We start from the raw sequence: 25112 nt of genomic DNA, 5'->3' as shown, positions 1-25112 counted from the left end.
CCTCTGTGTTTCGGGAATATTGCAGGCGGACCGGCATCCTTTTGGGCGGTCTGCTGGTCAGCGCCGTTGGCATCACCATGATGCTCCAGGCCAACGTGGGCCTGGAGCCCTGGAGCGTGCTGCAGAACGGCATGTCCATTTTCTTCGGCATCACCTACGGCACCGCCGCCATGATCGTGGGGGCAGCAGTCATCGCCGTGGCCGTCCTCTGCGGAGAGAGTTTCGGCATCGGAACCCTGGCAAACATTTTCATCTGTCCGCTTTTCATCGACGGGCTGCTGTACCTGGGGTGGATCCCACAGATGCAGAGTCTGTGGTCCGGGCTCCTGATGCTGCTGGGCGGCATGGAGCTGCTGGCCCTTGGCACCTGGATGTACATGAGAAGTGCCCTGGGCTCCGGCCCCCGGGACGCCCTGATGGTGGTCCTGGCCCGGAAGACCGGCCGGTCCGTGGGCTTCTGCCGGGCCGTGGTGGAGCTGATCGCCATTTTCGTGGGCTGGCGCCTGGGCGGACAGGTGGGCATCGGCACCATCGTCACCGGCGTGGGGGTGGGGACCCTGTTCAACCTGAACTTCGCTCTACTGCGCTTCCGGGCGGCGGACCTCCACCAGGAGAACCTGCCGGAGACCATCCGGCGCATCCGGCAGCGAAACGCCCCGGAGGAACCAGCCCCACAGCCGGAGGCCACCGCGGAAGCCCCGGACCGGCCGGGAGAGCCGGAATAAGGTTTTCACAGCGTAAAAAGCGGAGCAGGCGCTCCGCTTTTTCTTTTCGAATCTTTACAATTTGTTCAAATTTTGATAAGATGGGGCCAGCAAACCAAAATAGCCGCAGCCCCGGGTGGCAGCGCTGTGCCGGAGCGGGGCCGGAAGGGAGGGAAAGCTGCTCAATTCCACACATTCCTGTCCATCAACAGACGAGAAAAAGAGGGAGAGAAACTATGAAATTTAACATGACCGTAACCGTGATCGTGGTCCTCTACCTGCTGGTGATGCTGTTCATCGGCTGGTGGTCCTCCAAGCGCATCACTTCCAACACCGACTTCATGGTGGCCGGACGCCGTCTGGGCCCCTTCCTGATGGCCGGTACCCTGGCTGCCACGGAGATCGGCGGCGGCAGCTCTCTGGGCGTGGTCCAGCAGGGCATGCAGAACCACGGCATTTCCTCTGCCTGGTACATCATCACCATGGGCTTCGCCTTCGTGATCCTGACCTTCCTGGCCCCCAAGTTCCGGGCTGCCACCGTCAAGACGGTGCCTGAGTACTTCCGCCGCCGCTACGGCAAGAGCGCGGGCCTCATCACCGCCATCATCATGCTGCTGCCCCTGATCGGCCTGACCGCCGGCCAGTTCATCGCCTCCTCCGTCATTCTGTCCACCATGCTGGGCATCAGCTACAAGACTGCCGTCATCATCGTGGCCGTGGTGGTCACCATTTACTCCATCATGGGCGGCCTGTGGAGCGTCACCCTGACGGACTTCATCCAGGTGTTCCTCATCATCATCGGCATGATCATCGCCGTGCCCTTCGCCATGAATATGGCCGGCGGCTGGGGCAATGTGGTCGCCAATGTCCCCGCCGAGACCTTCGACATGTTCAAGGGTTACAGCCCCATGGCCGTGGTGTCCCTGACCGTCATGTACGTCGCCACCTTCACCGTGGGCCAGGAGGCCGTTTCCCGCTACTACGCCGCCCGCGACGGCAAGGCCGCCAAGCAGGGCTCCATTCTGGCTGCCATCATCAACTTCATCTATGCGTTCATCCCCGCCATCCTGGGTATCATCACCCTGGCCCTGATCAATATGGGCAAGTTCAACGCCGAGGACTTCGCTGACGTGGGCGCCCGCTATGCGCTGCCGGTGCTGGCTATGGAGACCATGCCCGCCATCATCTGCGGTCTGCTGTTTGCCGGTATCATCTCCGCCACCATGTCCTCCTCCGACTCCGACCTGCTGGGTGCCGGCTCCATCTTCGCCAACGACATCTATCGTGCCGTGCTGAAGCCCGACGCCACCAGCGAGGAGGTCATGAAGGTCACCAAGATCGTCATGGCCATCGTGGGCGTTGCCTCCATGTTCATCGCCCTGTTCAACACCTCCAGCATCGTCACCCTGCTGATGTTCTGCTTCACCCTCCGTGCCGCCGGTGCCTTCTTCCCCTATGTGCTGGGCCACTACTGGACCGGCGCCTCTCTGGCGGGCACCATCGCCTCCCTGATCTCCGGCTCCATCGTGGTGGTGTATCTGGAGAAATTCTCCGGCGGTGTGCTGTTCGGCGTGAAGCTGTCCCAGCCCATCATCCCCGGCCTGATCGTGGGCCTGGTGTTCTTCCTGGTGTTCTCCAAGCTCTTCCCGCCCAAGGTGAAGACCACGGAGCTGGCCCCCGAGGAAGACTGATCCGTTTTTCCGAAAAGGACTCCGGTTCGCCGGAGTCCTTTCAGCTTGTCGAAAAAGTCTTTTCGACAAGCTGCTGCAAGTTTTTCTGAACTTTTCAAGTTCAGAAAAACTTATGATTAAAAACGAAAGACACCCCTCCTGGGTTTCTTTCGTAACTATCTTCCTTCCCGGCGCACAAGATTTCCGATTTTATTGACAGACAAAAAGGACTCCGGTTCGCCGGAGTCCTTTTTCTATACCACTTTTCCCGATACAGGCATTGACAAGGGCCGAAAATCGTGCTAAACAATAACAGACTATCAGTTTATCCGGAAAGGAAATCGTTTTTATGAAGAAATCATGGTGGAACGGCAAGGTCGCCTACCAGATCTATCCCAAGAGCTTCTGCGACGCCAACGGCGACGGCATCGGCGACCTGCGGGGCGTGCTGTCCAGGCTGGACTATCTGAAGGACCTGGGCGTGGACATTCTCTGGCTCTCTCCTGTCTATCAGTCTCCCTTTGTGGACCAGGGCTACGACATCTCGGACTATTACCGCATCGCGGAGGAGTTCGGCACCATGGAGGACTTCGACCTGCTGCTGGCGGAGGCCAAGCGGCGGGACATGTCCATCGTTATGGACCTGGTGGTGAACCACTGCTCCGACCAGCATGAGTGGTTCCGGAAGGCCCTGGCGGACCCGGAAGGGGAGTACGGCGATTACTTCTACTTCCGCAAGGGCAGGGACGGCCAGCCCCCCAGCAACTACCGCTCCTATTTCGGCGGCAGCACATGGAGTCCCGTCCCCGGCACGGACCTGTACTACCTCCACATGTTCGCTCCGGAGCAGCCGGACCTGAACTGGGAGAACCCGGTGGTCCGGCAGAAAATCTACGACATGGTGAACTGGTGGCTGGACAAGGGCGTGGCGGGCTTCCGCATCGATGCCATCATCAACATCAAGAAGAACCTGGCCTTTCCCTCCTTTGAGCCCGACGGCCCTGACGGTCTGGCTTTCTGCACAAAAATGGTGGAATCCGCCGACGGTATCGGTGACTTCCTCCAGGAACTGAAGCGGGAGACCTTCGCCAAACACGACGCCTTCACCGTAGGCGAGGTCTTCAACATGAAGGAGGCCGAGCTGGCGGCGTTCATCGGAGACGAGGGTCATTTTTCCACCATGTTCGACTTCAGTGCCCAGGCCCTGACCTTCGGCGGCCACGGCTGGTACGACGCCCCCACCATTCAATTCGAGCCCTGGCGGGAAGCCCTGTTCACCGCCCAGCAGAAGGTCCAGGGGATCGGTTTCCTGGCCAACATCATTGAAAACCACGACGAGCCCCGGGGTGCCAGCCGCTTCCTGCCGCCCTACGCCCAGAACGAGACGGGAAAGAAGCTGCTGGCCACCACGTCCCTGCTGCTGCGAGGCATCCCCTTCCTGTACCAGGGCCAGGAGATCGGCATGACCAACTGCCAGATGACCGACATCTCCCAGTACGAGGACATCAACACCATCGACCAGTACCAGGTGGCCCTCCGGGCCGGGTGCAGCAGGGAGGAGGCCCTGGAGGCCTGCTATCTCCACAGCCGGGACAACGCCCGGACCCCCATGCAGTGGTCCGACGGTCCCAACGGCGGCTTCACCACCGGAACCCCCTGGTTTATGGTGAACCCCAACTACCGGGAGATCAACGTGGCGGAGCAGCAGAGCCGTCCGGATTCCCTCCTGAACTATTACAAGCGGCTCATCGCCCTGCGGAAGTCGGACGCTTATCTGGACACCTTCACCTACGGAGACTTTGTCCCAGCTTACGGGACGGAGCCGGGTATTCTGGCCTACCTGCGCAAGGGAAATGGCCAGACCATTCTGGTGGCGGGCAACTACGGCGAGACCGCCCGCACCCTGCCCCTGGACGGTCCCATTCAAAAAATCCTGCTGACCAACACCAGCAGGGAGGAGGCCCTCCTGGCCCAGGCAGGAGCCGAAAACCGCATCACGCTGAACAGCTGCGAAAGCGCCGTGATCCTGCTTTGATACCAGCGGCTCCCCGGACAGAACGGGGAGCCGCTTTTCCATGTCTCCGCCGCATATTTCCCGCCGCTGCCGCATAGGTTGTCCCAGAGGTGAAATTGATGCGTGTGTCTTCCTTCCAGCTTCGGCGGAAGCTGCGGGCCGGTCTGCTGGCCGCCGGGGTGCTGTGGGTGGTGGCCGTCACCGCCGGCAGCGACACGGCGGTCTCCGCCTTTTCCGCCCTTCGGGCGTCCCTGCCCCTTGAGGTCCTTCGCTGGGAGTTGGGGGACCTGTGGACGGAGGACAGCCTGTCCCCGGCAGTGGTCATGACCATCGGCGAGTCGCCCCTGCTGCTGGCCGCCCGCCCCGCCGTGGCGGAGCTGTGGCAGGAAGCGGAGACCCCCGAGACTCCCCCAGAGGCGGAGCGGGAGCTGGTCACCACCCCGGTGGAGGAGACGCCCCTGGACGTCCCCTCCGCCACTGACAACGGCGTGCCCGCCAAGACCCTGGTGCCCACGGACCCCAGCGGCTACACCGTCTGCGGACGGACCTACATCAGCAACTCCACGGACCACGCCCTGTCCGTCCCGGACCTGCAGGAGACCTTTTCGGCGGAGCTGACCGCTGAGGAGCCCCAAATTCTGATCATCCACAGCCACGGCAGCGAGGCCTACACCCCCGCCGAGGGCACGGAGGTGGTCTGGTCCGGGGACCACCGGACCACGGACTCCCGCTACAACGTGGTGAAAGTGGGAGACGTGATGGCGGAGGTCTTCGGGGAAGCCGGCATCTCCGTTCTCCACGACCGGACGCTGTACGACTATCCCTCCTACACCGGAGCCTACGACCGCTCCCTGTCAGCCATCCAGAGCTATCTGGCCCAGTATCCCTCCATCCACTTCATCCTTGATATTCACCGGGACGCCATTGAGGACGGGGAGGGGCACCAATACAAGGTGGTATCCGCCATCGACGACACCCGCACGGCGGCACAGATGACCCTGGTGGTGGGCAGCGACGGCAGCGGTCTGACCCATCCCAACTGGATGGAAAATCTGCGGCTGGCGGTGGCCATCCAGGAACAGACGTTGTCCCAGTATTCCACGCTGATGCGGCCGGTGCTGCTACGGAATTCCCGGTACAACCAGCACGCCACCACTGGGTCCCTGCTGGTGGAGGTGGGGGCCGCCGGGAACTCTCCCGAGGAAGCTGCCCTGGCAGGGCGGCTCCTGGCGGAGGAGATGGTGGAAGTTTTGGAGGCCAGAAGCAAGTAGGGGTGGGCGGACTTCGTCCGCCCCGGGAATGCGGCCCCCACTTTTCTTTGGGTTGCGCCCAAAGAAAAGTCGCCGCCGCAGCGGTGGAAAAGAAAGGCGCTTTCGCGCAAAGCCGGCGCCGCTGGCGCCTTTTTGCGCAAATACGGGGGTGGTCGTGGCCGGTGCGGTGCAGACTTGCAGACCCGTACCGGGTGCGCTATCCCCCTGGGGAACAGGGAAGTGCTCCGCCGCATTTGATAGTGCGGCATTTCTTTCGGGGGTGGTCATTGAATGGACCAACTTCTCTTTCCGCTGCCGCTACCCCTCCAGGGAGGGAAATCCAAAGGGGAGGGGCCGCAGCCCCTCCCCTTTGTGTCGTTAGGGGGTGTGGGGGCGAGATCGAAACGCCCCCACGTTTCTGGAAGGGGTCGCAGGGGGAGGTGTCTTTGCGCCAAAGACATCTCCCCCTTACTCCCCGTCTCCCCTCTGGCGAGGGGAAACAAAAACAGCCCGTCCATTCGGACGGGCTAATACTCCGTTCAAAACCCAGCGAAGCGGTTTTGAACGAAAAACGAAGAAAAGACCCGTCCGGTGTCCGGGAAATCCATAGGATTTCCCGGCACCTCAGGGTCTTTTCTGAGTTAGTCGGTAACGTAGGGCAGCAGAGCGATCTGACGGGCACGCTTGATGGCCTCAGTCAGCTGACGCTGATGCATGGCGCAGGTGCCGGTGGTTCTGCGGGGCAGAATCTTGGAACGCTCGGAGACGAAACGACGCAGCTTGGCGGCGTCCTTATAATCGATGCTCTCGCACTTCTCAGCGCAGAACTGGCAGACCTTACGGCGCTTGCCGCGCATGGGGCGGGCGGGACGAGCTTCACGATCGAAAGCCATGGATGGTTCCTCCTTTATCAAAATCAGAACGGCAGTTCGCCGTCTTCTTCGCCGATCTCGGCGAAGTCGGACTGGCCGCCGGCAGGAGCCGCATAGCCGCGGCTGGGAGCGGGCGTGCCATAAGCGGGAGCGGAGCCGAAATCGCTGCCACCCTCACGCTTGGAATCCCCGAAATAGACGTTGTCGGCGATGACTTCAGCGCTTCTGCGCTTGCCGCCGTCGCGGTCTGTCCAGTCACGGATCTGCAGCCGGCCCTCCACCACAGCCATGCGGCCCTTGGTGAAGTACTTGCTGACGAATTCCGCGGTGCCGCGCCAGGCCACGATGTCGATGAAGTCAGTCTCCTTTTCGCCGTTCTGGGACTTAAAGTCCCGGTCCACGGCCAGAGAGAAGGACGTGACAGCGGTGCCGGACTGGGTGCGGCGCAGCTCGGGGTCACGGGTCAGACGACCCATCAGGATGATCTTGTTCAGCATCCGGATGCCTCCTTATTCGCCCTTGCAGACGATCAGGGAACGCATGATGCCGTCAGCGATACGCAGCTTACGATCCAGCTCACGGGGGAACGCGGGCTCGCTGGTGAAGTTCATCAGCACGTAGTAGCCCTCGGTCTTGTAGTTGATGGGATAAGCCAGCTTGCGGGTACCCCACTCTTCCACCTCGACAGCGGAACCGTTCTGCTCAGCCAGGGACTTGAAGTTGGCAACCAGATTGGCGATGCCCTCCTCACCCTGTGCAGGGTCGATGATGTAAACGACCTCATAATTGGCAGAAACCTTTGCCATGTTTGCACCTCCTTTTGGACAAATGGCCCTCATTCTCAGATGAGAGCAAGGATATGCTCGCAGAATGCAAGCCCTATTATTATATAAGATCACGGGCAAATGTCAAGGAATTTTTTCAATTTTTTCTTGAGAAAAACGGTTTCTTTTTACAAAAAAATATGGTATATCAGTACTGGACTTATGAACAGGAGGGACCTCCCATGGCATTTTCCCCAGATATTGTGGTTCTGATTTTCGCGGCACAATTTATAGCATATACCATCAAGGGCCTCATCGGCTTCGGCAACCCCCTGATCTCCAGTCCCATCCTGGCTATGCGGCTGGACAACGTGGTCATCACACCGGGCATGCTCTTTGCCGACTGCCCCATCAACGCCTACATCGCCTGGAAAAACCGGAAGGCCTTCCAGTGGCGCAAAATTTTGCCCCTGCTGATCGCCAACATGCTGGGCGCCATTCCCGGCACGCTGCTGCTGCGGTTCTCTCTGCCCTGGATCATCAAGACCCTGCTGGGCGTGGTGGTGGTAGTTCTGGGCCTGGAAATGGCCACCCGGAGCCTGCGGCCCGTCCGCCAGGGCCGGGAGCGCTCCTGGGTGCGGCTGGCGGTGGCCTTTTTCTCGGGTATCTGCGCCGGACTCTTCGGTATCAACATGTTCCTCACCGCCTACCTGCAGCGGTCCGCAAAAGACTATCAGGAGTTTAAGGGCAGCATCTGCTTCCTGTTCGTGGGGGAGAACTTCTTCCGCTTCGCGGTCTACGCCGCCTCCGGCCTGATCAACCGCCAGGTTGCCCTGTTCGGTCTGATCTCCATGCTGGCTGCCTTCACCGCCATGGTCGTGGCGGAAAAACTGGCTCCCCACATTCGGGAGGAGAAGCTGCAGAAGGGTGCCATCGTCCTGTTCCTGCTGGGCGGCGTCAGCATCATTGTCAAATCCATTCTGTTCCATACATAAGGAGGAAGTTTTATGTTTCAACACTATCAGGGCCTGGGCCATGTGGCCATCCACACCAAGAACATGGACGAGAGCATCGCGTTCTATGAGAAGATCGGCGGCGCCCTCTCCCAGCGGGCATCCATCCCCACCCCGGAGGGGGACAAGCTGCTGGCGCTGGTGTCCTTCGGCGGCATCACCCTGGAGTTGATCCAGTCTCCCACGGAAGCTCCCATGACCGAGGGCTGCATCCCCCACATCGCCATCTACGTGGACGACCTGGACGCCGCAGCGGCGGAGATCAGGGCCGCAGGGGTGGACACCTTCATGACTCCGGAGAAGAAGGTCCTGCCGAACCTCTTCGGCGGCCTGGAAAACTGGTTTTTCACCGGTCCCTCCGGAGAGCAGATTGAGTTATTGCACATGCTATAAGGAATTTCATCAAAATGACTCTGTCATTTTGATGAGAAGGCTTCGCTCCGCTTCGTGCCTTTTGCCCGTCTTGGCGGGCAATGCGACACACGCTTCGCGCAAAGTGTTTTCTGCCACGCACATGTCGCGGCAGAAAACCGATTTCACAGCTTTCGGGCCTGCGGGCCCGAAACTCTGCGAGGCTTTTTCGATTTTCACAGACAAGCCCGGATGCAAAAGCATCCGGGCTTGTCTGTTAATCTTCAATATATTCCCGCACCCGGTAGATGGCGCCGATCTCGTCCTCGCAGATCTTGCGGCAGCGCTCGATCTCCTCTGCCGGGATGGTATCCACCACGGTCATCATCACCGTGGGCACGTACTTCTGAATTTCCTTGGCAAAATCCTTCATGGCCTCGTAGGCCCCCTGCTGGACCGGGTGGCACAGGGCGTCGTACTTCTCGGCGGTGTCGGTGTTCAGGGAGATGGACACCATGTCGAAGCGCCCCTCGAAGTCCGGGCAGATATCCCGGCCGTGGATCAGGCTGCCTGTGCCGTTGGTGTCCATGCGGGTAAAAATTTTCTCACCCTTGGCCTTCATCTGGTCGATGACCCAGCAGATATCTTCGATGCGGTAGCTGGGCTCGCCGAAGCCGACAAACACCAGCTGCTTGTACTTGGAGAGGTCATGGCTCTCGATGGAGGCCAGGATCTCCTCCTTGGTAGGCTCCCGCTTCAGCCACAGGTTGTGGGTGTAAATGCTGCCGCCGGAGCTCTGGTTGTGCCGCAGGCAGAACTCGCAGTTGAAGTTGCAGCGGTTGGTGGGGTTTACATACAGATTGTCCCCGTATTCATAGGTGATGGTAAAGCCTTTTTCCATCGAAATCACTCCAATCCAAATAAACGTTTTCCGTTTTTCCAGGTGATCTGCGTCATCTCCGCCGGGGTCACGCCCTTCCACTCCGCCAGCTTTTCAATGACATAGGGCAGGTAGCGGCTGTCGTTCCGCTTGCCCCGGTAGGGAACCGGGGTCAGGTAGGGAGCGTCCGTCTCCACCAGGATGCGGTCCAGGGGGGTAATAGCCGCCACCTCCGGCGCCCGCTTGGCGTTTTTATAGGTGATGGGGCCGTCGAAGCCCAGATACCAGCCCCGCTTCAGCAGCTCGGCAGCCATCTCGGGGCTGCCGGAAAAACAATGGAACACGCCACGGGCCTCCGGGTATTCCAGAACGATAGCCAGGGAATCCCCGTGGGCCTCCCGGTCGTGGATGATGACGGGCAGATCCAGCTCCCGGGCCAGCTCCAGCTGACGGCGGAATACCTCCTGCTGGAACTCCTTCGGGGGATTCTCCGCCCAGTAGTAGTCCAGGCCGATCTCACCGATGGCCACCACTTTTTCATGGCTGCAAAGGGCCCGGATCACGTCAAAGTCCGCATCGGTGCACCCGCCGCAGTCCTCTGGGTGGATGCCCACGGCGGCGTACACATGGGGATACTGCTCCGCCAGGGCCACGGCGTTCCGGCTGCTGCGCACATCGCAGCCCGGGTCCACCACCAGCCCCACCCCGGCGGCGGGGAGGGCGGAGAGCACCTGGTCCCGGTCGGCGTTGAAGCCGCCGGAGTCGTAATGGGCGTGGGTATCGAAAATGGGCATGAAAGCACCTCACATCACGTTTGTACCGTCATTTTATCACGGTTTTCCCAAAAAGAAAGGTCCAGACTGTGAACAAATCAGCGTGTCACCGGCGCGGGCTATGAAAAAAGGACATCCTTTCCGGATGTCCTTTGATTCACTCGATCAACCGATCTTGTTGAGCTTCAGGGTCATGGCGCTCTTTCTGTGAGCGGCCGTGTTCTTGTGCAGAATGCCCTTGGCAACAGCCTGATCGACTTTCTTCACTGCAACCTTGTAAGCGCCATCGGCCTCGGTGCGATTGCCTTCTGCGGCAGCAACCTCGAACTTCTTGATGGCGGTCTTCAGCTCGGACTTTGCGGCCTTGTTGCGTGCGTTTCTCACTTCACCGATCAGAACGCGCTTCTTGGCAGACTTAATATTCGGCAAACCAAACACCTCCTTAGGCAAATTCAGTGGGATTTTCCACCGTGCAGAATGGTATTTTAGCAGGAATCTCTCGAGAAATCAAGAGTTTTTTCAGAATTTTTGCATTTTTTTCGAATATTGCTTTCTCTTGCGGACATGCTATGCACAAAACCACAAGATTTTGTGTCTGGAGGCGAAACCGTTGTTTGCAAAACGGACCGATCTGGCCCTGGAGGCCCGGGAGCTGTGGCAGGAATCAGCGGAAAAAACGTCCCGCCTGTCCGGGGTGAAGGCCGCGAAAACGAAGCTGGAGGGGTACCCCCTGACCCGGGTGGAGATTCTGAACGAAAAAGGCGCCCAGGCCCTGGGAAAGCCCCCCGGCAGCTACCTCACCCTCGACCTGACCACCTTCTGGCAGCGGAAGGCCGATTTTTTTGAACGGGCGGTCCGGGCGGTGGGCAGCCAGTTGAAGGAGCTGCTGCCCAGCCAGGGTCCGGCCCTCGTCGTGGGCCTGGGCAACGGAGCCATGCCCCCGGACGCCGTAGGGCCCCTGGCGGCGGACAGCGTGCTGGTAACCCGGCATCTGATTGCCGCCATGCCCAAGCACTTCTCCGGCTTCCGGCCCGTGGCGGTGCAGCGCACCGGGGTGCTGGGCACCACCGGCGTGGAGTCGGCGGAGGCCGTACGGGGACTGGTGGCGGAGGTACAGCCCTCTCTGGTCATCGCCATTGACGCCCTGGCCTCCCGCCGGGTGGGGCGGGTGTGCACCACCGTGCAGCTCAGCGACACGGGCATCATCCCCGGCTCCGGGGTGGGGAACCACCGGGCGGCCCTGAACCGGGAGACGCTGGGCATCCCGGTGTTTGCCATCGGCATCCCCACGGTGGTGGACGCCGCCACCCTGGCGGCGGACCTGCTGGAGGAATCCGGTATCACCGACATCGACGAGGAGAAGCTGCGAAGCAGCCAGCAGAACCTGATGGTGACCCCCCGGGACATCGACGCGCAGGTCCGGGACCTTGCCAAGGTGGTGGGCTACGGAATCAACTGGGCTTTGCAGGACTTGGAAATTGAGGAGATCAATGCCCTTTTAAGTTAAAAGTAGTCCCCGGGCCGTTGGCCCGGGGACTGCAGACTCCTCACTTCAATTTCGGCAGGGTGTTGGCGCCGTGGGGCAGGAGGGTGGCCCGCAGGTCCTTGCCGCCGTTCAGCTTCCGGGACAGTTCCAATGCCTCATTCAGGGTCTTTACGGCGTGAATCTTGGCGGTGCCGAACTGCTCCTGGGGAATACCGGTGACGGCGATCAGGTGGTACTTCTCGGCGCTCTCAGCAAACAGGTAGCCGATGAAGGCGCCGATGGAGAAGTTCTCCCGCAGGGCCTTTTCCCGGTCCAGCATGGTCTCGTAGCCTGCGATCTGGCGCTCGGTATCATCGTTGCCGAAGCCCTCGTCGGACTTCGTCACCAGGATGATGGTGCCGCCGTCCTCCACCACCTCCAGGGCGTTGCACAGCGTCTTGATGGTCTGGTAGAAGTTCAGATCCTTGGGATAGCCGCCGGCGCTGGCGATGACCATGGGTGTTTTCTCCTTGGCGGCCACGCCGTACATCTTCTCCACCAGGTCGCAGGCGGCCTTGTGGGCGGTGATCCAGTTACCGGCAAAGGCGCTGATGATCTTCTGGTTATCGTCCACCACCACGTTGATGAGGAAGGTGGGCTTCACCATGGCGCAGGCCTCCATCATGTCGGCGTGGACAGGGTTGCTGTCGGACAGGTTGGCGCTGCGGACCTCCGGGTTGGACCCGGCGCCCAGGCCGGGATTCAGGGCCAGGTTGTGGTTTTTCATAATGGTCTCCCGGCCGGCGATGCCGGGCAGGACGCTCTTGCGTCCACCGCCGAAGCCCGCCATAAAGTGATACACCACGCCGCCGGTGAGGATGATGTGGTCGCATTCCAGAGCCCGCTTGTCCAGCCACACAGGAGTCCCCCGGGAGGTGGTGCCCACATACTTGAGGTTTTCCTCATCAGTGCACTGGTGATCCACCAGACGGATGCGGTCATACACCGCCTCCGTCACCAGGCCGATGTGCTCCTCCCTGGTCTGCTTCCGGTGGGTGCCGGTGGCGGAGATGATGAGCATATCCTCATCCCGGATGCCGGCGCTCTCCAGCTCCTCGATCAGAATGGGGATGTAGGTCTCCGGGGACTGCCAGCGGCGGGTCACATCGGAGATCACGATGCACACCGTCTCACCGGGCTTCACCAGTTCTTTCAGCGGTTTGGAATCAATGGGATGCTCCAGTGCGTAGTGGATGTGCTCCGGCACAGTCCGCCGGGGCAGGTCCACGCGGTTGGGCTCCAGTTCCGCTGCGATCAGCTCCGGGGGCAGCTTCACTTCAAATTCCTGCTGGCCGTATTTCATTGCTTCAGGCATGACAGACACTTCCTTTCACACAGACCCGGGCGCTGTCATCCGGTGCCCGGCGTTTTATGATCGTCATACAACATACAATATCACGTCACATTATACAACGTTCCGACAAATTTTCATCTGGCATTTTTACCGAAAATAGGAGCTGCTTCGTTTAAATATCCAGCTCCAGCACCACGGGACAGTGGTCGCTGCCCAGCACCTCGCTCCAGATGTCGGCGCTTTTGATTTTTTCCTTCAGCCGCTCCGACACGATGAAGTAATCAATGCGCCATCCGGCGTTGTTCTTCCGGGCGTTGAAGCGGTAGCTCCACCAGGAGTAGGCCCCGGTCTTGTCGGGGTAGAGATACCGGAAGGTATCCACAAAGCCGCTGGACAGCAGTTGGGTCATCTTGGCCCGCTCTTCATCGGAGAAGCCGGGGTTCATGCGGTTGCTCTTGGGGTTTTTCAGGTCGATCTCCTGGTGGGCCACATTCAGGTCGCCGCAGTAGACCACAGGCTTTTTGGCGTCCAGCTCCATGAGATAGTCCCGGATGTCGTCCTCCCAGGCCATGCGGTAATCCAGCCGACTCAGCTGGTCCTTGGAGTTGGGGGTGTAGCAGCACACCAGGTAAAACGCCGGGTACTCCGCCGTGATGACCCGGCCCTCGTGGCGGTGCTCGTCGATGCCGAAGTCGTAGGTGACGTTCAGCGGTTCGGTTTTTGTAAAGACGGCGGTGCCGGAGTAGCCCGCCTTGTCGGCGCTGTTCCAGAAGCGGGTATAGCCCGGCAGGTCGAACTCCGCCTGCTCCGGCCGCATTTTCGTCTCCTGCAGGCAGATGACGTCCGCGTCGGCGAAGGCGCAGAAGTCCAGAAAACCCTTTCCCAGGCAGGCCCGCAGGCCGTTGACGTTCCAGGATACCAGTTTCATGGTCATTCTCCTTATGTGTTTGGTGGTTTTCCACATTGTACCCGATATCCGGGAAAAAAACAATATTGCCCCGGCCCGGAAAAGGGAGTAAAGTAGAAACAAGAATGAAATCTTGCGAGGTTTTCAACATGGAACGGGAAAACGGTATGCGCAACATGACGGTGGGCAACCCCGCCGGACATATCTTTTATTTCGCCCTGCCCCTGCTGGCGGGCAGCTTTCTCCAGCAGCTCTACAACATGGTGGACAGCTGGGTGGTGGGTAACTACGCCGGAGACGCCGCCCTGGCTGCGGTGGGCGTGGGCTTTCCCGTCATCTTCATGTTCACATCATTGTTCATGGGCCTTTCCAACGGCGGCACGGTGGTCATCGCCCAGTTCTACGGCGCCGGGCACATGGACCGGGTCCGGGACGCGGTGGACACCATCTACACCGCCTTCATGGTCTCCGCCATCCCCATCACGGCCATCGCCCTGGCGCTGGTGAAGCCAGTCCTGCTGCTGATGCAGGTGAAGGTCGACGCCTGGGCCGAATCCTTTCTGTATCTGGCGGTGGTGTCCGCAGGTCTGATCGGCGCTATCGGCTATAACCTGAACGCCGGTATTTTAGGCGGTCTGGGCAACAGCCGGACGACGCTGCTGTTTCTGGCGATCTCGGCGATCATGAACATCGTGCTGGACCTGGTATTCGTGTTGGCGTGCGGCATGGGGGTCCTGGGCGTGGCTCTGGGCACCATCGTCTCCCAGGCCTTTTCCTGGCTGTTCGGTTTGTTCTACATCAACCGCCACTATCCGGACATCGCCATCCGCCCCTTCTGCCGCCGGTTCGACAAGGCGCTGTTCCGGCAGATCATGGGCATCGGCCTCCCGGCGGGCATCCAGATGTCCCTGGTCGCCATCGGCGCCATGACGGTCATGAGCAAGATCAACTCCTTCGGCAAGGAGTACGCCGCCGCCTACAACGTGGGCTCCAAGCTGGACTCTCTTGCCTTCCTGCCGGTGCAGAGCCTTTCCAACGCCGTCACCTCCTTCGTGGGCCAGAACATCGGCGCCAGACGGCTGGACCGGGCCAAGCAGGGTATCCGCATCACCGTCATTGCCTCCGTGGTCTGGTCAGCGGTCATGCTGGTGCTGATCCCCCTGGGGCCAACCCTGGTGAGCTTCTTCTCCGACACACCTACCGTGATTCGGGCAGGCTCCATCTATCTGAAGTGCATCATGCCTTTCTACTTCCTGTTCTCCGTCATGTTCTGCCTGAACAACGCCATGCGGGGCGCAGGGGACAGCATGTTTGCTATGGTGGACGTGGTCTTTTCCCTGATCCTGGTCCGGGTGCCCGCCGTTTACTGGTTTGCCGACCACTATGGCCCGGACTATATGTATTACGGCGTAGGGGTGGGCTGGACCGTGGGCTTTACCCTGTCGGTCCTCTACTACCTCTCCGGCCGGTGGAAGCGAAAGGGCAGTCTGGCGGAGGAAAATCCCGGCGAAATGTTGTAATTTCGGGAGTTTCCCGTTATAATAAATAATTGCGTGAATCAATACCAGCCCTCTTCCATTCGGAGCGGCTGTGAAAAAGGAGAAAACCCATGGAACAGAAAAAATTCTATATCACCACCCCCATCTACTATCCCTCCGACAAGCTCCACATCGGCCACACCTACTGCACCGTGGCCACCGACGCCATGGCCCGCTACAAGCGGCTGCACGGTTACGATGTGTGCTTTCTGACCGGCACCGATGAGCACGGCCAGAAGATTGAGACCAAGGCCAAGGAGGCCGGCGTCACCCCCAAGGAATTCGTGGACAATATCGTAGAAGGTCCCCGAGGTGTCAAGGACCTGTGGAAGCTGATGAACATCTCCAACGACCGCTTCATCCGCACCACCGACGATTACCACGTCGCCTCCATTCAGAAGATCTTTAAGAAGATGTATGAGAACGGCGACATCTACAAGGGCGCCTACAAGGGCAAGTACTGCACCCCCTGCGAGTCCTTCTGGACCGAGAGCCAGCTGAAGGACGGCTGCTGCCCCGACTGCGGCCGCCCCGTGGTGGACGCCGAGGAGGAGGCCTACTTCTTCCGTCTGAGCAAGTACGCCGATAAGGTCCGGGACCTGCTGGAGAATACCGACTTCCTGCAGCCCCGCAGCCGCGTCAACGAGATGGTGAAGAACTTCATCGACCCCGGTCTGGAGGACCTGTGCGTCTCCCGCACCAGCTTCACCTGGGGCGTGCCCGTGGACTTTGACCCGGGCCATGTGGTCTACGTGTGGGTGGACGCCCTGTTCAACTACACCACCGCTCTGGGCTTCCTGAATGACAAGTACGACGATTACGACCACTACTGGCCCGCCGATTACCACTTCGTGGGCAAGGAGATCGTCCGGTTCCACTCCATCATCTGGCCCGCTATGCTCATGAGCATGGAGATGCCCCTGCCCAAGCACGTCTTCGGTCACGGCTGGCTGCTGCTGGACGGCGGCAAGATGTCCAAGTCCAAGGGCAACGTGGTGGACCCCTATATCCTGGCGGAGAAGTTCGGCGTGGACGCCCTGCGCTTCTTCCTGATGCGGACTTTCCCCTTCGGCTCTGACGGCAACTTCTCCAACGAGCTGCTGATCCAGACCATCAACACCGACCTGGCCAACGATCTGGGCAACCTGCTGAGCCGCACCACCGCCATGGTGGGCAAGTACTTCGGCGGCCAGCTGCCCGCGGGCTGCAAGACCTGGGAGAATCCCGAGTCCTTCGATACCGACCTCATTTCCATGGCCTCCGCCCTGCGGGGCGCCTACGAGGCCCAGATGGAAGCCTGCGCCCCCCACAACGCCCTGGCGGAGGTCTTCAAGGTCATCCAGCGAGCCAACAAGTATATCGACGAGACGGCTCCCTGGGCTTTGGCCAAGGACATGGAGGCCAACGGTGCGCGCCTGGCCCACGTGCTCTACAACCTGCTGGAGGCCACCCGCATCTGCGGCATCCTGCTGACGCCCTTCATGCCCGAGAGCATGGACAAGCTGTTCGTCCAGATCGGCGCTTCCGCCGACATCCAGACCTGGGACAGCGCCGCTGTCTGGGGCAGTCTGAGCGAGACCGCCGCCGTCACCAAGGGCGAAAACCTGTTCCCCCGCATCGACATGGAGAAGGCCATCGCCGAGCTGGAGGAAGCCGCCGAGGCCGCCAGAAAGGCCGCTCTGCCCGCCATCGAGGTGGAGCCCCAGCTGGAGGAGAAGGTGGACTTCGACACCTTCTGCAAGTCCGACTTCCGGGCCGTGAAGGTGAAGGCCTGCGAGAACGTGAAGAAGAGCGAGAAGCTGCTGAAATTCACTCTGGACGACGGCACCGGCACGGACCGCCAGATCCTGTCCGGCATCGCCAAGTATTATAAGCCCGAGGAGCTGGTGGGCAAGACCCTGGTTGCCATCGTGAACCTGCCGCCCCGGAAGATGATGGGCCAGGAGAGCTGCGGCATGCTGATCTCCGCCGTCCACACCGAGAAGGGTGAGGAGAAGCTGCACCTGCTGATGGTGGACGACGCCATTCCTGCAGGAGCCAAATTGTGCTGAAAAAGCCAAGCCTTCCCCCCTCAGGGGGGAAGGTGCCCCGAAGGGGCGAATGAGGGGGGCCGTATCTCCCTCTCCCGTCCCCCGCATCCCTCACGGCCCCGCCGTGCCAGCTTCCCCCCGCTGGGGGGAAGCCTTTTTCCGGCATCTCAAGAACTGAAGGAGTATCTATGCGTTTACAAAGTGCGATCTTTGACATGGACGGCACCCTGCTGGACTCCATGCACATCTGGAACGACCTGGGGCCCAATCTGCTGCGCTCCATGGGCATCGAACCGGCCCCGGACCTGGGGGACCGGCTCATGGTCATGACCTTCCGGGACGGCGCCGCCCTCTGCAAGGAGGAATACCACCTCTCCCAGAGCGTGGAGGAGATCATGGACATGACCAAGGCCAAGGTCCGGACCTTCTACGAGACCGAGGTCCAGGCCAAGCCCGGCGTAAAAAAGTTCCTGTCCCTGCTGAAAATGGAGGGCGTGTGGATGTACGTCGCCACCAACACGGACCGGGACCTGGTGGAGGCCGCCTTGAAGCACACAGGGCTGGATGGCTATTTCCGGGGCGTCATGACCTGCGCCGAGGTGGGCGCGGGCAAGAAGGACAGCCCGGAGATCTACGAGCGCTGCATGCGGCGCCTGCGTTCCACCAAGAAGGACACGGTCATCTTTGAGGATGCCCTCCACGCCATTGAGACCGCCAAAGCCGCCGGGTTCCGGGTCTGCGGCGTCTACGACCCCTCCGCCGAGGCAGACCAGGACGCCATCCGGGGCCTTTCCGACTACTATATCCGCTCCTTTGAGGAGATGTTCGAAACGGAAACTCTGGAGTAACATTTTTGACGGGCCCGCGCCCGTCAAATTTTTTCCATTTCCCTGTAACGTTTCCCCGCAGCGGCGGATATATGGGTGAAAGGAGGGACATCTGATGGACGATATGAGCGCTATTTACCAGCAACACGCCCGGACCGTCTACAAGTTCCTCCTGGCCCAGTGCCGCGACCCGGACCTGGCGGAGGAGCTGACTCAGGAGACCTTTTACCAGGCCGTCCGGTCCGCCGACCGGTTCGACGGCGGCTGCAAGGTGTCCGTCTGGTTGTGCCAGATCGCCAAGCACCTGTGGTATCAGCATTTGCGGAAGCGAAACCGGGAGACCCCCATGCCGGAGGAGGGGATCGACATCCCCCTGCCCTCGGCAGAGGAGGAGACCCTGGCACAGGAGGGGCGGCTGGAACTGCTGCGGAGCATCCACGGCCTGCCCGCCGACGCCCGGGAGGTGGTATATCTCCGGGCCTTCGGCGGTCTCAGCTTCCGGGAGATCGGCGACGTGCTGGGGAAAACCGAGACCTGGGCGAGAGTAACCTTTTACCGGAGCAAGGAAAAGCTGCGAAACGGAGGTGTATCCGATGAAAAATGATCTGACCTGCGCCGTGGTGCGGGACCTTTTGCCGTCCTATGTGGAGGGCCTTACCTCCGACGAGACAAACCGGGCAATGGAAGCCCACCTGTCCGCCTGCCCGGACTGCACCGCCCGCCGGGACGCCATGGCCGCTCCCGCGGAACCCGCGGAGGCAGCGGAGCAGAGCAGGGAAGTGGACTATCTGAAAACCGTCAGGCGGAAAAGCGGACGGCGGGTGGTCATTGCCATTGCCTGCACCCTGGCGGTGATCCTGGCGGGAGTGGCGCTGAAACTGTTCGTCATCGGTGAACCCGCGGGCCGGGAGGGCATGAGCTGGTCCATCCTCTATGACGAAGCCGCCATGGATCTGCGGGTGTACTCCACCTGGTCCGGCGTGGCCTACTGCCGCTGGAATCTAGAAAACAATGACGGCATCGTCCGCCTCACCGCCGAAAAAGTGCTGCCCTCCTTCCTCTACGACTCCGCCGACCACCGGGAGCGCATCCCCCTGGAGGGCGTGCGGGAGGTCTGGATCGCGGACCAACTGATCTGGCAGGACGGCGTTGCCATCAGCAGCGGGACCATGGACCTGTACGGAGCCAAGACCCCCTATGTGGGCGATATCTCCGCCCTGAACCGCATTGCTGAGCTGGCGAACATCCGCCCTAATTTTGGGGACTACCTCAACAGCCTCCACACCTCCAGCCAACCCTACCGCTGGACATTGGAGTTCACCGATGACGGCTGGCAGGGCGTCGTTGGACGGGACTCCGGCACCTTTGACAAATGGATGGCCCGTTACGGCATCCAGCTTTTGGCCCTGGTGGAAAACCTGGAGGAGGTGGGCTGGACCTACACCGACCTCCACGGGGAGAAACGAAGCGGCGTACTCACCCTGGAGGAGGCAAACGCCCTGCTGCCGGAGCTGACAGATGCTTACAACCGGGTCCATGCCGGTTGTGGCTGGGAGCCCCTTTCCAGTGTCAAGGACTACTACAACGACTCTCCGGCAAATCTCCAGCAGCTGGTGGAGATCACCCGGATATCCTCCTAAATCAAGACAGCCTGAGGCCCCCGGCAAAAGCCGGGGGCCTCAGGCTGTCGATAAACCCGCAAGACCAATGCGGCGGGAAGGAAGGGTGTGCGCGGGAAACCCAGGGAGGGTGTCCTGCGCCATTCAAATCATAAGTTTTCAGAACTTTTTAAAGTTCTGAAAACTTGCTCAGCTTGTCGAAAAGTCTTTTCGACAAGCTGAGGCCCCCGGCTTTCGCCGGGGGCCTGTTCGTATCAGCGCTTATTCGTACTTCTTCTCCACCTCTTCCAGACGGTTCAGGAAGGGGCTGGTGGTGCAGCTCATCTCAGGTGCGGCGTTCTTGAACTTCTCCACGTTCGCCATGCTCTCCTTGATGGGCCGGATGGTGCCGGCGCCGGCCACGCAGCCGCCGGGGCAGGCCATGCCCTCCAGCAGGTAGCCGTCCCGCTTGCCGGCCTTGGCCATCATCAACATCTTTCTGCAGTCCTTCAGGCCGTCGGCATGCTCCACCAGGACCTCCCGGTCGGGAGCGATGTGCTTGATGGCCTCCACCACGGCCTCCGCGACGCCGCCGCCCACGGCGAAGCCACGGCCCATGCCGGTGCCTTCCTGCATGTCGTCGGCAGGATCGGCCTCGATCTTGCTGAAATCGATGTCTTTGGCGTCGAACATGCCCAGCAACTCCTCAAAGGTCAGCACGAAGTCCACGTCGGACCGGACGGTACGGCGGTTGGCCTCCAGCTTCTTGGCAGCGCAGGGCCCGATGAACACGATGCGGGCGTTGGGGTGGTCCTTCTTCACCATGCGGGCAGTGATGACCATGGGGGTCAGGGCCATGGAGATATAATCCTTGAACTGGGGGAACAGGGTCTTTGCCATCATGGACCAGGCGGGGCAGCAGGAGGTGCCCATCCAGGGCTGCTTGGCGGGGACTTCCTCCAGGAAGTCGTGAGCCTCCTCCACGGTGCACAGGTCGGCACCGATGGCCACCTCCACCACGTCGGCAAAGCCCAAAATACGCATGGCGGCCTTCAGCTTGGCGGGGGTAGCCTCCGGGCCAAACTGGCCCACAAAAGCGGGGGCTACGCAGGCGATGACTTCCTCGTCCCGCTTGATGGCGTTGATGATCTGGAAGATCTGGCTCTTGTCGGCGATGGCGCCGAAGGGGCAGTTCACCAGGCACATGCCGCAGGAGACGCACTTGTCGTAGTTGATCCTGGCACGGCCCAGCTCATCAGACTCGATGGCGTCCATGCCGCAGGCGGCAGCGCAGGGGCGCTCGATCTTGGAAATAGCCCGGTAGGGGCACTGATTAAAGCACTTGCCGCACTTGATGCACTTGTCCTGGTCGATGTGGCAGTGCTTGTTCTTATCTAAGTAAATGGCATCCTTGGGGCAGACGTTCATGCAGGGGTGGGAAATGCAGCCCTGGCAGCTGTCTGTGATGCGGACCTGCTTGGGGGGGCAGGCGTTGCAGGCAAAGGGAATGATGTTGACCAGGGGATTTTCAAAATACTTCTGGTCGGTGTAAGCCTCGCTGATGGTGGCGGAGATGGGCATCTGGTCCTCCGCGTTCTGCAGATTCATGCCCAGAGCCAGACGGACCCGCTCCCGGACGATGGCCCGCTCCAGGAACACGTCGGCACGGTGCTTTGCCACCTCGCCCCGGATCATCTGGTAGGGGATCAGGTCCACGCGGTTCAGGTCGCCGCCCTCATAGGCCAGGCGGGCCACCTCGGTGAATACGCTGCGGCGGATATCGTCCACCGCACTGTGTACGCCTCTCATATGTTCTTCCTCCATACGCACCGAACGGTCGCATTCCGTCCGGCTGACATTCTGCCATTTGGCGACAACATTATAGCGAAGTCCCCGCTTTTTTGCAAGAAAAGTTTTCAAAATTTCTTAAGAAATCGGTTGCCAAATGTATTTTCTTCAAGTTGCGTCTTTCAGGCGGTTTTCAGGTTTTTGGGATACCATAAATTGAAACCCTTGTTTTGGTGTGTTATAATAAAGGTTCCGAATGGAATTTTGCATATACAGGAGGTTTCTTCCTATGACCTGGAGAGAAAGACGGATCGTCACCATCCTCAGCACCATTCTGCTGATCCTGATGGCGGCGCTGCTGGTGGTTCTGGGGATGCGCTACCGGGCATCCCGGGACATCGGCAAAGAGGATCCCGCCCCCGGTGAAACCGGCGTTGCGGCGGATCAGAACGCCTATACCAGCCTGCAGTACGACAACGGCTCCACCACGCTGTCCTTCACCCGGGACGACAACGGCACCTGGACCTGGGACGGAAGCCGCGACTTCCCTCTGGATGACACGGTGATCACCTCCATTCTGGAGCTGCTGACCAACTGGAAGCCCCAGCAGACCCTGACAGGGGCGGAGGCCGTGGAGAAAAGCGGCCTTTCCGAGCCGGTGGCCTCCCTGACGGCCGCCACCGCCTCCGGCGCCGTCACCACCGTGCTGTTCGGCAACACCACCACCGACGGCAACAGCTATTACGTCCGTCTCAACGGGGACGAGACGACCGTGTACATCCTGGCAGATACGCTGTACCAGCTGATGAAGGTCCCGGTCTACGACATGTACGACCTGCCGGAGCTGCCGGAGCTGACGGAGGACCGCATTCTGTCCGTCACTGTCCAGGGTGCCTCACCGGACGGTGACCAGCCCGGCCCCCTCACCGTGCTGACGGCCCAGCGGGCGGAGGACGACACCGTCACCACCTGGCGCTCCAGCGGAGCCAACGTCACGGACATGCCCCTGGTGCAGTCCCTGCTGGAGGATGTGACAGCCCTGACCATCACCAGATGTGTGGACTTTGACCCCTCTGACGAGGCGGCCACCTTCTGCGGCTTTGACGCACCCGCCGCCAAGCTGGACATTGCCTATACCACTGAGGGCGGCGCCCAGCAGGCGCTGCGCATTACCGTGGGCGAGCGCCTGCCGGACGGCTCCGGCCGCTACATCCGCCTGGGGGACGATACCACCCTGTTTTTCCTGTCCACCGAGCTGCTGGACCCCCTTATGCGGATCGCCGCGGAGGGCCTGGAGGGCTGAGCCATTTGAAAGGAGGCTGCCATGCGGGTATTGATCATTGAGGACGAGGTCCGGCTGGCCTCCACCTTACAGGACCTTCTGGACATGAACGGCTACACCGCCGATGTGTGCCACGACGGGGAGAGCGGCCTGGACAACGCCTTGTCCGGCATCTATGACGTGGTGCTGCTGGATGTGATGCTGCCAAAAATGGACGGCTTCACCGTCCTGCGGAACCTGCGCGCCGCCGGGAACGCCGTCCCCGTGCTGATGCTGACCGCCCGGTCCGAACTGAGCGACCGGGTGGAGGGGCTGGACTGCGGCGCCGACTACTATCTGACCAAGCCCTTTGAGCCCAGGGAACTGCTGGCCTGCATCCGGGCCCTGACCCGGCGGCAACCGGAGCTCCGCAGCAGCGACGCCGTGGAATTCGGCGACCTGAAGCTGGACAAGAGCTCCTTCACCCTCTCCTGCGGGGACCGCAGTCTGCGGCTGAGCCGCAAGGAATTCGACATGATGGAGCTGCTGATGCGGAACCGGGATATGGTCCTGACCAAGGAGACCCTGCTGCTGAAGATCTGGGGCTACGAGTCCGACGCGGAGGACAACAACGTGGAGGTCTATGTCTCCTTCCTGCGGAAGAAGCTGGACCACCTGCGCTCCAAGGTAAAAATCAAGACCATCCGCATGGTGGGCTACTGTCTGGAGGTTTCAAAAATTTGACGTTTTCCCCGATTTTCCACTGATTTTTCCACGTTTTCCACAAAGTTCTCAACAAGGGGGTATCCGCCGTGATCCGAAAGCTGCGGCTGAAATTCGTGGCCATCTGCATGGCCCTGGTGACCGCCGTGCTGGCGGTGGTTTTCCTGTCGGTCTACTTCACCATGGAGCGCAGCATTGATGCCCTCAGCCGCCAGGTGTTGTACCGGGTGGCTCAGGACTCCCTGTACAGCGGCGGCAGCCGGGACTTCGTCCGGCCGGAGATCGGCATCGACGTGGGCGGTGACCGGGTGCTGCTGCCCTACTTCACCGTGGAGGTCTGGGGCAGCCAGGCCTACGTCACCGGCGGCACCTACGACGAGTTGGAGAACACGGAGGCCCTGCAGGCCATCCTGTCCGACTGCCTCTCCCGGCCGGAGCAGGAGGGCGCCATCCACAGCTACCGCCTGCGGTATCTGCGGCAGGACAACGGCCTGTACCAGAAAATCGCCTTCGTGGACATGTCCATGGAAATGACAGTCCTGCGCAATATGATGGGACCGTACCTGGTGATCCTGTTGATCTCTCTGCTGTTGCTGCTGGGCGTCTCTGTGCTGCTGTCCCGCTGGGCCACCCGCCCGGTGGAGAAGGCCTGGAAGCAACAGCGGCAGTTCCTGTCGGACGCCTCCCACGAGCTGAAAACGCCCCTGACGGTGATCCTCTCCAACGCGGAGCTGCTGGAGGCCGCTCCCCTGGAGGACCGGCCCGCCCGCTGGGCCGACAACATCCACACCGAGGCCCGCCGTATGCGGTCCCTGGTGGAGGAGATGCTGACCCTGGCCCGGGCGGACAACATGGTCCGCACCGCCGTGCTGACGGCGGTCTCCCTGTCGGACATCGCCGCCGACGCCGTCCTGGCCTTCGAGCCGGTGGCCTTTGAGGCGGGGAAGCCCCTGGCATACGACATCGACCGGGACGCCGCCGTCCTGGGGGACAGGGACAAGTTGCGGCAGCTGGTTTCCATTTTGCTGGACAACGCCATCAAATACGGCGCCGAAGGCGGCGCCATCCGCCTGCGGCTGCAAAAAACGGACCGGCAGGCCATCCTGACGGTCTCCAACCCCGGGGAGCCCATTCCGCCGGAAAAGCTGGGGCGGCTCTTTGAGCGGTTCTACCGGGCGGATGACTCCCGGGGTGAGCAGTCCGGTTTCGGCCTGGGGCTGTCCATCGCCCAGACCATCGCCCAGGAGCACAAGGCTACCCTGAAGGCCGAAAGCGACGCGGAATCCACCCGGTTCATTTATACCATGGCGCTGAAAAAGTAAAAGAGCCT

24 protein-coding genes are annotated in these 25112 nt (G+C 60.9%); 15 read left to right on the top strand and 9 right to left on the bottom strand.

The features are described from left to right. Positions 1–5: 5 nt before the first annotated feature. The 4 genes from JQM66_RS04185 to spoIIP all read left to right on the top strand — a co-directional run bounded on the left by JQM66_RS04185 (position 6) and on the right by spoIIP (position 5659). Positions 6–725 (top strand): YczE/YyaS/YitT family protein, encoded by a 720-nt coding sequence (locus JQM66_RS04185; RefSeq protein ID WP_235228556.1) that lies wholly within the window; start codon positions 6–8, stop codon positions 723–725. Between the two features lie 215 nt (positions 726–940). Then, entirely contained in the window at positions 941–2395 is a 1455-nt protein-coding gene (locus JQM66_RS04180; RefSeq protein WP_235228555.1) for a sodium:solute symporter family protein, read from the top strand. Between the two features lie 328 nt (positions 2396–2723). Next, positions 2724–4409 carry an alpha-glucosidase gene (locus JQM66_RS04175; RefSeq protein ID WP_235228554.1) on the top strand — a complete coding sequence of 562 codons (1686 nt, stop codon included), beginning with the start codon at positions 2724–2726 and terminating at the stop codon, positions 4407–4409. Between the two features lie 98 nt (positions 4410–4507). Continuing rightward, on the top strand, positions 4508–5659 hold the full coding sequence (spoIIP, locus tag JQM66_RS04170) for a stage II sporulation protein P (RefSeq protein WP_235228604.1): 1152 nt from the start codon (positions 4508–4510) through the stop codon (positions 5657–5659). Between the two features lie 620 nt (positions 5660–6279). On the opposite strand, the gene rpsR is transcribed toward spoIIP, so the two are convergent. From rpsR to rpsF, 3 genes are read right to left on the bottom strand one after another with little or no spacing between them, the layout of a single operon-like run. Continuing rightward, complete coding sequence (gene rpsR, locus JQM66_RS04165) at positions 6280–6531, bottom strand: 30S ribosomal protein S18 (RefSeq protein ID WP_235228553.1); 252 nt, start codon at positions 6529–6531, stop codon at positions 6280–6282. A gap of 23 nt (positions 6532–6554) precedes the next feature. Beyond that, positions 6555–7007, bottom strand: a complete 453-nt coding sequence (locus tag JQM66_RS04160; protein WP_235228552.1) for a single-stranded DNA-binding protein — start codon at positions 7005–7007, stop codon at positions 6555–6557. Positions 7008–7019: 12 nt separating this feature from the next. Further along, positions 7020–7316, bottom strand: coding sequence for a 30S ribosomal protein S6 (gene rpsF, locus JQM66_RS04155; RefSeq protein WP_235228551.1), 297 nt, complete (start codon positions 7314–7316; stop codon positions 7020–7022). A 200-nt stretch (positions 7317–7516) separates the two neighbouring features. Between rpsF and JQM66_RS04150 the strand changes: the two genes are divergently transcribed. Continuing rightward, positions 7517–8269 carry a sulfite exporter TauE/SafE family protein gene (locus JQM66_RS04150; RefSeq protein WP_235228550.1) on the top strand — a complete coding sequence of 251 codons (753 nt, stop codon included), beginning with the start codon at positions 7517–7519 and terminating at the stop codon, positions 8267–8269. Between the two features lie 12 nt (positions 8270–8281). Continuing rightward, complete coding sequence (locus tag JQM66_RS04145; RefSeq protein WP_235228549.1) at positions 8282–8680, top strand: VOC family protein; 399 nt, start codon at positions 8282–8284, stop codon at positions 8678–8680. A gap of 235 nt (positions 8681–8915) precedes the next feature. Here JQM66_RS04145 and JQM66_RS04140 read toward each other — a convergent pair whose 3' ends face one another. From JQM66_RS04140 to rpsT, 3 genes are all read right to left on the bottom strand, one after another. Continuing rightward, entirely contained in the window at positions 8916–9539 is a 624-nt protein-coding gene (locus tag JQM66_RS04140) for a TatD family nuclease-associated radical SAM protein (RefSeq protein WP_235228548.1), read from the bottom strand. A gap of 5 nt (positions 9540–9544) precedes the next feature. After that, positions 9545–10312 (bottom strand): TatD family hydrolase, encoded by a 768-nt coding sequence (locus JQM66_RS04135; protein WP_235228547.1) that lies wholly within the window; start codon positions 10310–10312, stop codon positions 9545–9547. Between the two features lie 144 nt (positions 10313–10456). Then, positions 10457–10720, bottom strand: coding sequence for a 30S ribosomal protein S20 (gene rpsT / locus JQM66_RS04130; RefSeq protein WP_235228546.1), 264 nt, complete (start codon positions 10718–10720; stop codon positions 10457–10459). 181 nt (positions 10721–10901) lie between these two features. Here rpsT and gpr point away from each other — a divergent pair, with 181 nt between their 5' ends. Beyond that, positions 10902–11798, top strand: a complete 897-nt coding sequence (gene gpr / locus JQM66_RS04125) for a GPR endopeptidase (protein ID WP_235228545.1) — start codon at positions 10902–10904, stop codon at positions 11796–11798. Between the two features lie 40 nt (positions 11799–11838). Here gpr and JQM66_RS04120 read toward each other — a convergent pair whose 3' ends face one another. Together JQM66_RS04120 and JQM66_RS04115 are read right to left on the bottom strand one after the other, a co-directional pair. Then, positions 11839–13131, bottom strand: a complete 1293-nt coding sequence (locus tag JQM66_RS04120) for a lactate racemase domain-containing protein (protein ID WP_235228544.1) — start codon at positions 13129–13131, stop codon at positions 11839–11841. A 151-nt stretch (positions 13132–13282) separates the two neighbouring features. Beyond that, complete coding sequence (locus JQM66_RS04115; protein WP_235228543.1) at positions 13283–14038, bottom strand: exodeoxyribonuclease III; 756 nt, start codon at positions 14036–14038, stop codon at positions 13283–13285. 128 nt (positions 14039–14166) lie between these two features. On the opposite strand from JQM66_RS04115, the gene JQM66_RS04110 reads away from it, so the two are divergent. The 5 genes from JQM66_RS04110 (at position 14167) to JQM66_RS04090 (ending at position 20052) form a co-directional block, all read left to right on the top strand. Next, on the top strand, positions 14167–15537 hold the full coding sequence (locus JQM66_RS04110; RefSeq protein ID WP_235228542.1) for an MATE family efflux transporter: 1371 nt from the start codon (positions 14167–14169) through the stop codon (positions 15535–15537). Between the two features lie 89 nt (positions 15538–15626). Continuing rightward, the gene (gene metG, locus JQM66_RS04105; protein WP_235228541.1) at positions 15627–17606 is read left to right on the top strand and encodes a methionine--tRNA ligase; all 1980 of its coding nucleotides are present in this window, start codon (positions 15627–15629) and stop codon (positions 17604–17606) included. A gap of 167 nt (positions 17607–17773) precedes the next feature. Continuing rightward, entirely contained in the window at positions 17774–18433 is a 660-nt protein-coding gene (locus JQM66_RS04100; protein WP_235228540.1) for an HAD family hydrolase, read from the top strand. 94 nt (positions 18434–18527) lie between these two features. Continuing rightward, entirely contained in the window at positions 18528–19016 is a 489-nt protein-coding gene (locus tag JQM66_RS04095) for an RNA polymerase sigma factor (RefSeq protein WP_235228539.1), read from the top strand. Beyond that, a complete protein-coding gene (locus JQM66_RS04090) occupies positions 19006–20052 on the top strand; it encodes a DUF4825 domain-containing protein (protein ID WP_235228538.1) in 1047 nt (348 codons plus the stop codon). The genes JQM66_RS04095 and JQM66_RS04090 overlap by 11 nt, the downstream gene beginning before the upstream one ends. Before the next feature lie 240 nt (positions 20053–20292). Here the strand turns inward: JQM66_RS04090 and JQM66_RS04085 are convergent, their stop codons facing one another. Then, entirely contained in the window at positions 20293–21819 is a 1527-nt protein-coding gene (locus JQM66_RS04085; protein ID WP_235228537.1) for a 4Fe-4S dicluster domain-containing protein, read from the bottom strand. A 268-nt stretch (positions 21820–22087) separates the two neighbouring features. Here JQM66_RS04085 and JQM66_RS04080 point away from each other — a divergent pair, with 268 nt between their 5' ends. From JQM66_RS04080 to JQM66_RS04070, 3 genes are all read left to right on the top strand, one after another. Continuing rightward, positions 22088–23101: a DUF4340 domain-containing protein gene (locus JQM66_RS04080; protein ID WP_235228536.1), complete on the top strand. Its 1014-nt coding sequence runs from the start codon at positions 22088–22090 to the stop codon at positions 23099–23101. Between the two features lie 21 nt (positions 23102–23122). Beyond that, positions 23123–23803, top strand: a complete 681-nt coding sequence (locus tag JQM66_RS04075; RefSeq protein WP_235228535.1) for a response regulator transcription factor — start codon at positions 23123–23125, stop codon at positions 23801–23803. Between the two features lie 68 nt (positions 23804–23871). After that, complete coding sequence (locus tag JQM66_RS04070; protein ID WP_235228534.1) at positions 23872–25104, top strand: sensor histidine kinase; 1233 nt, start codon at positions 23872–23874, stop codon at positions 25102–25104. Positions 25105–25112 lie beyond the last annotated feature (8 nt).

The sequence above is a fragment of the Oscillibacter valericigenes genome, assembly GCF_021531915.1.
GTDB lineage: Bacteria > Bacillota > Clostridia > Oscillospirales > Oscillospiraceae > Oscillibacter > Oscillibacter valericigenes_A.
Note: the sequence above shows the minus strand (reverse complement) of the source record. Positions and strands in the feature narration are given on the sequence as shown.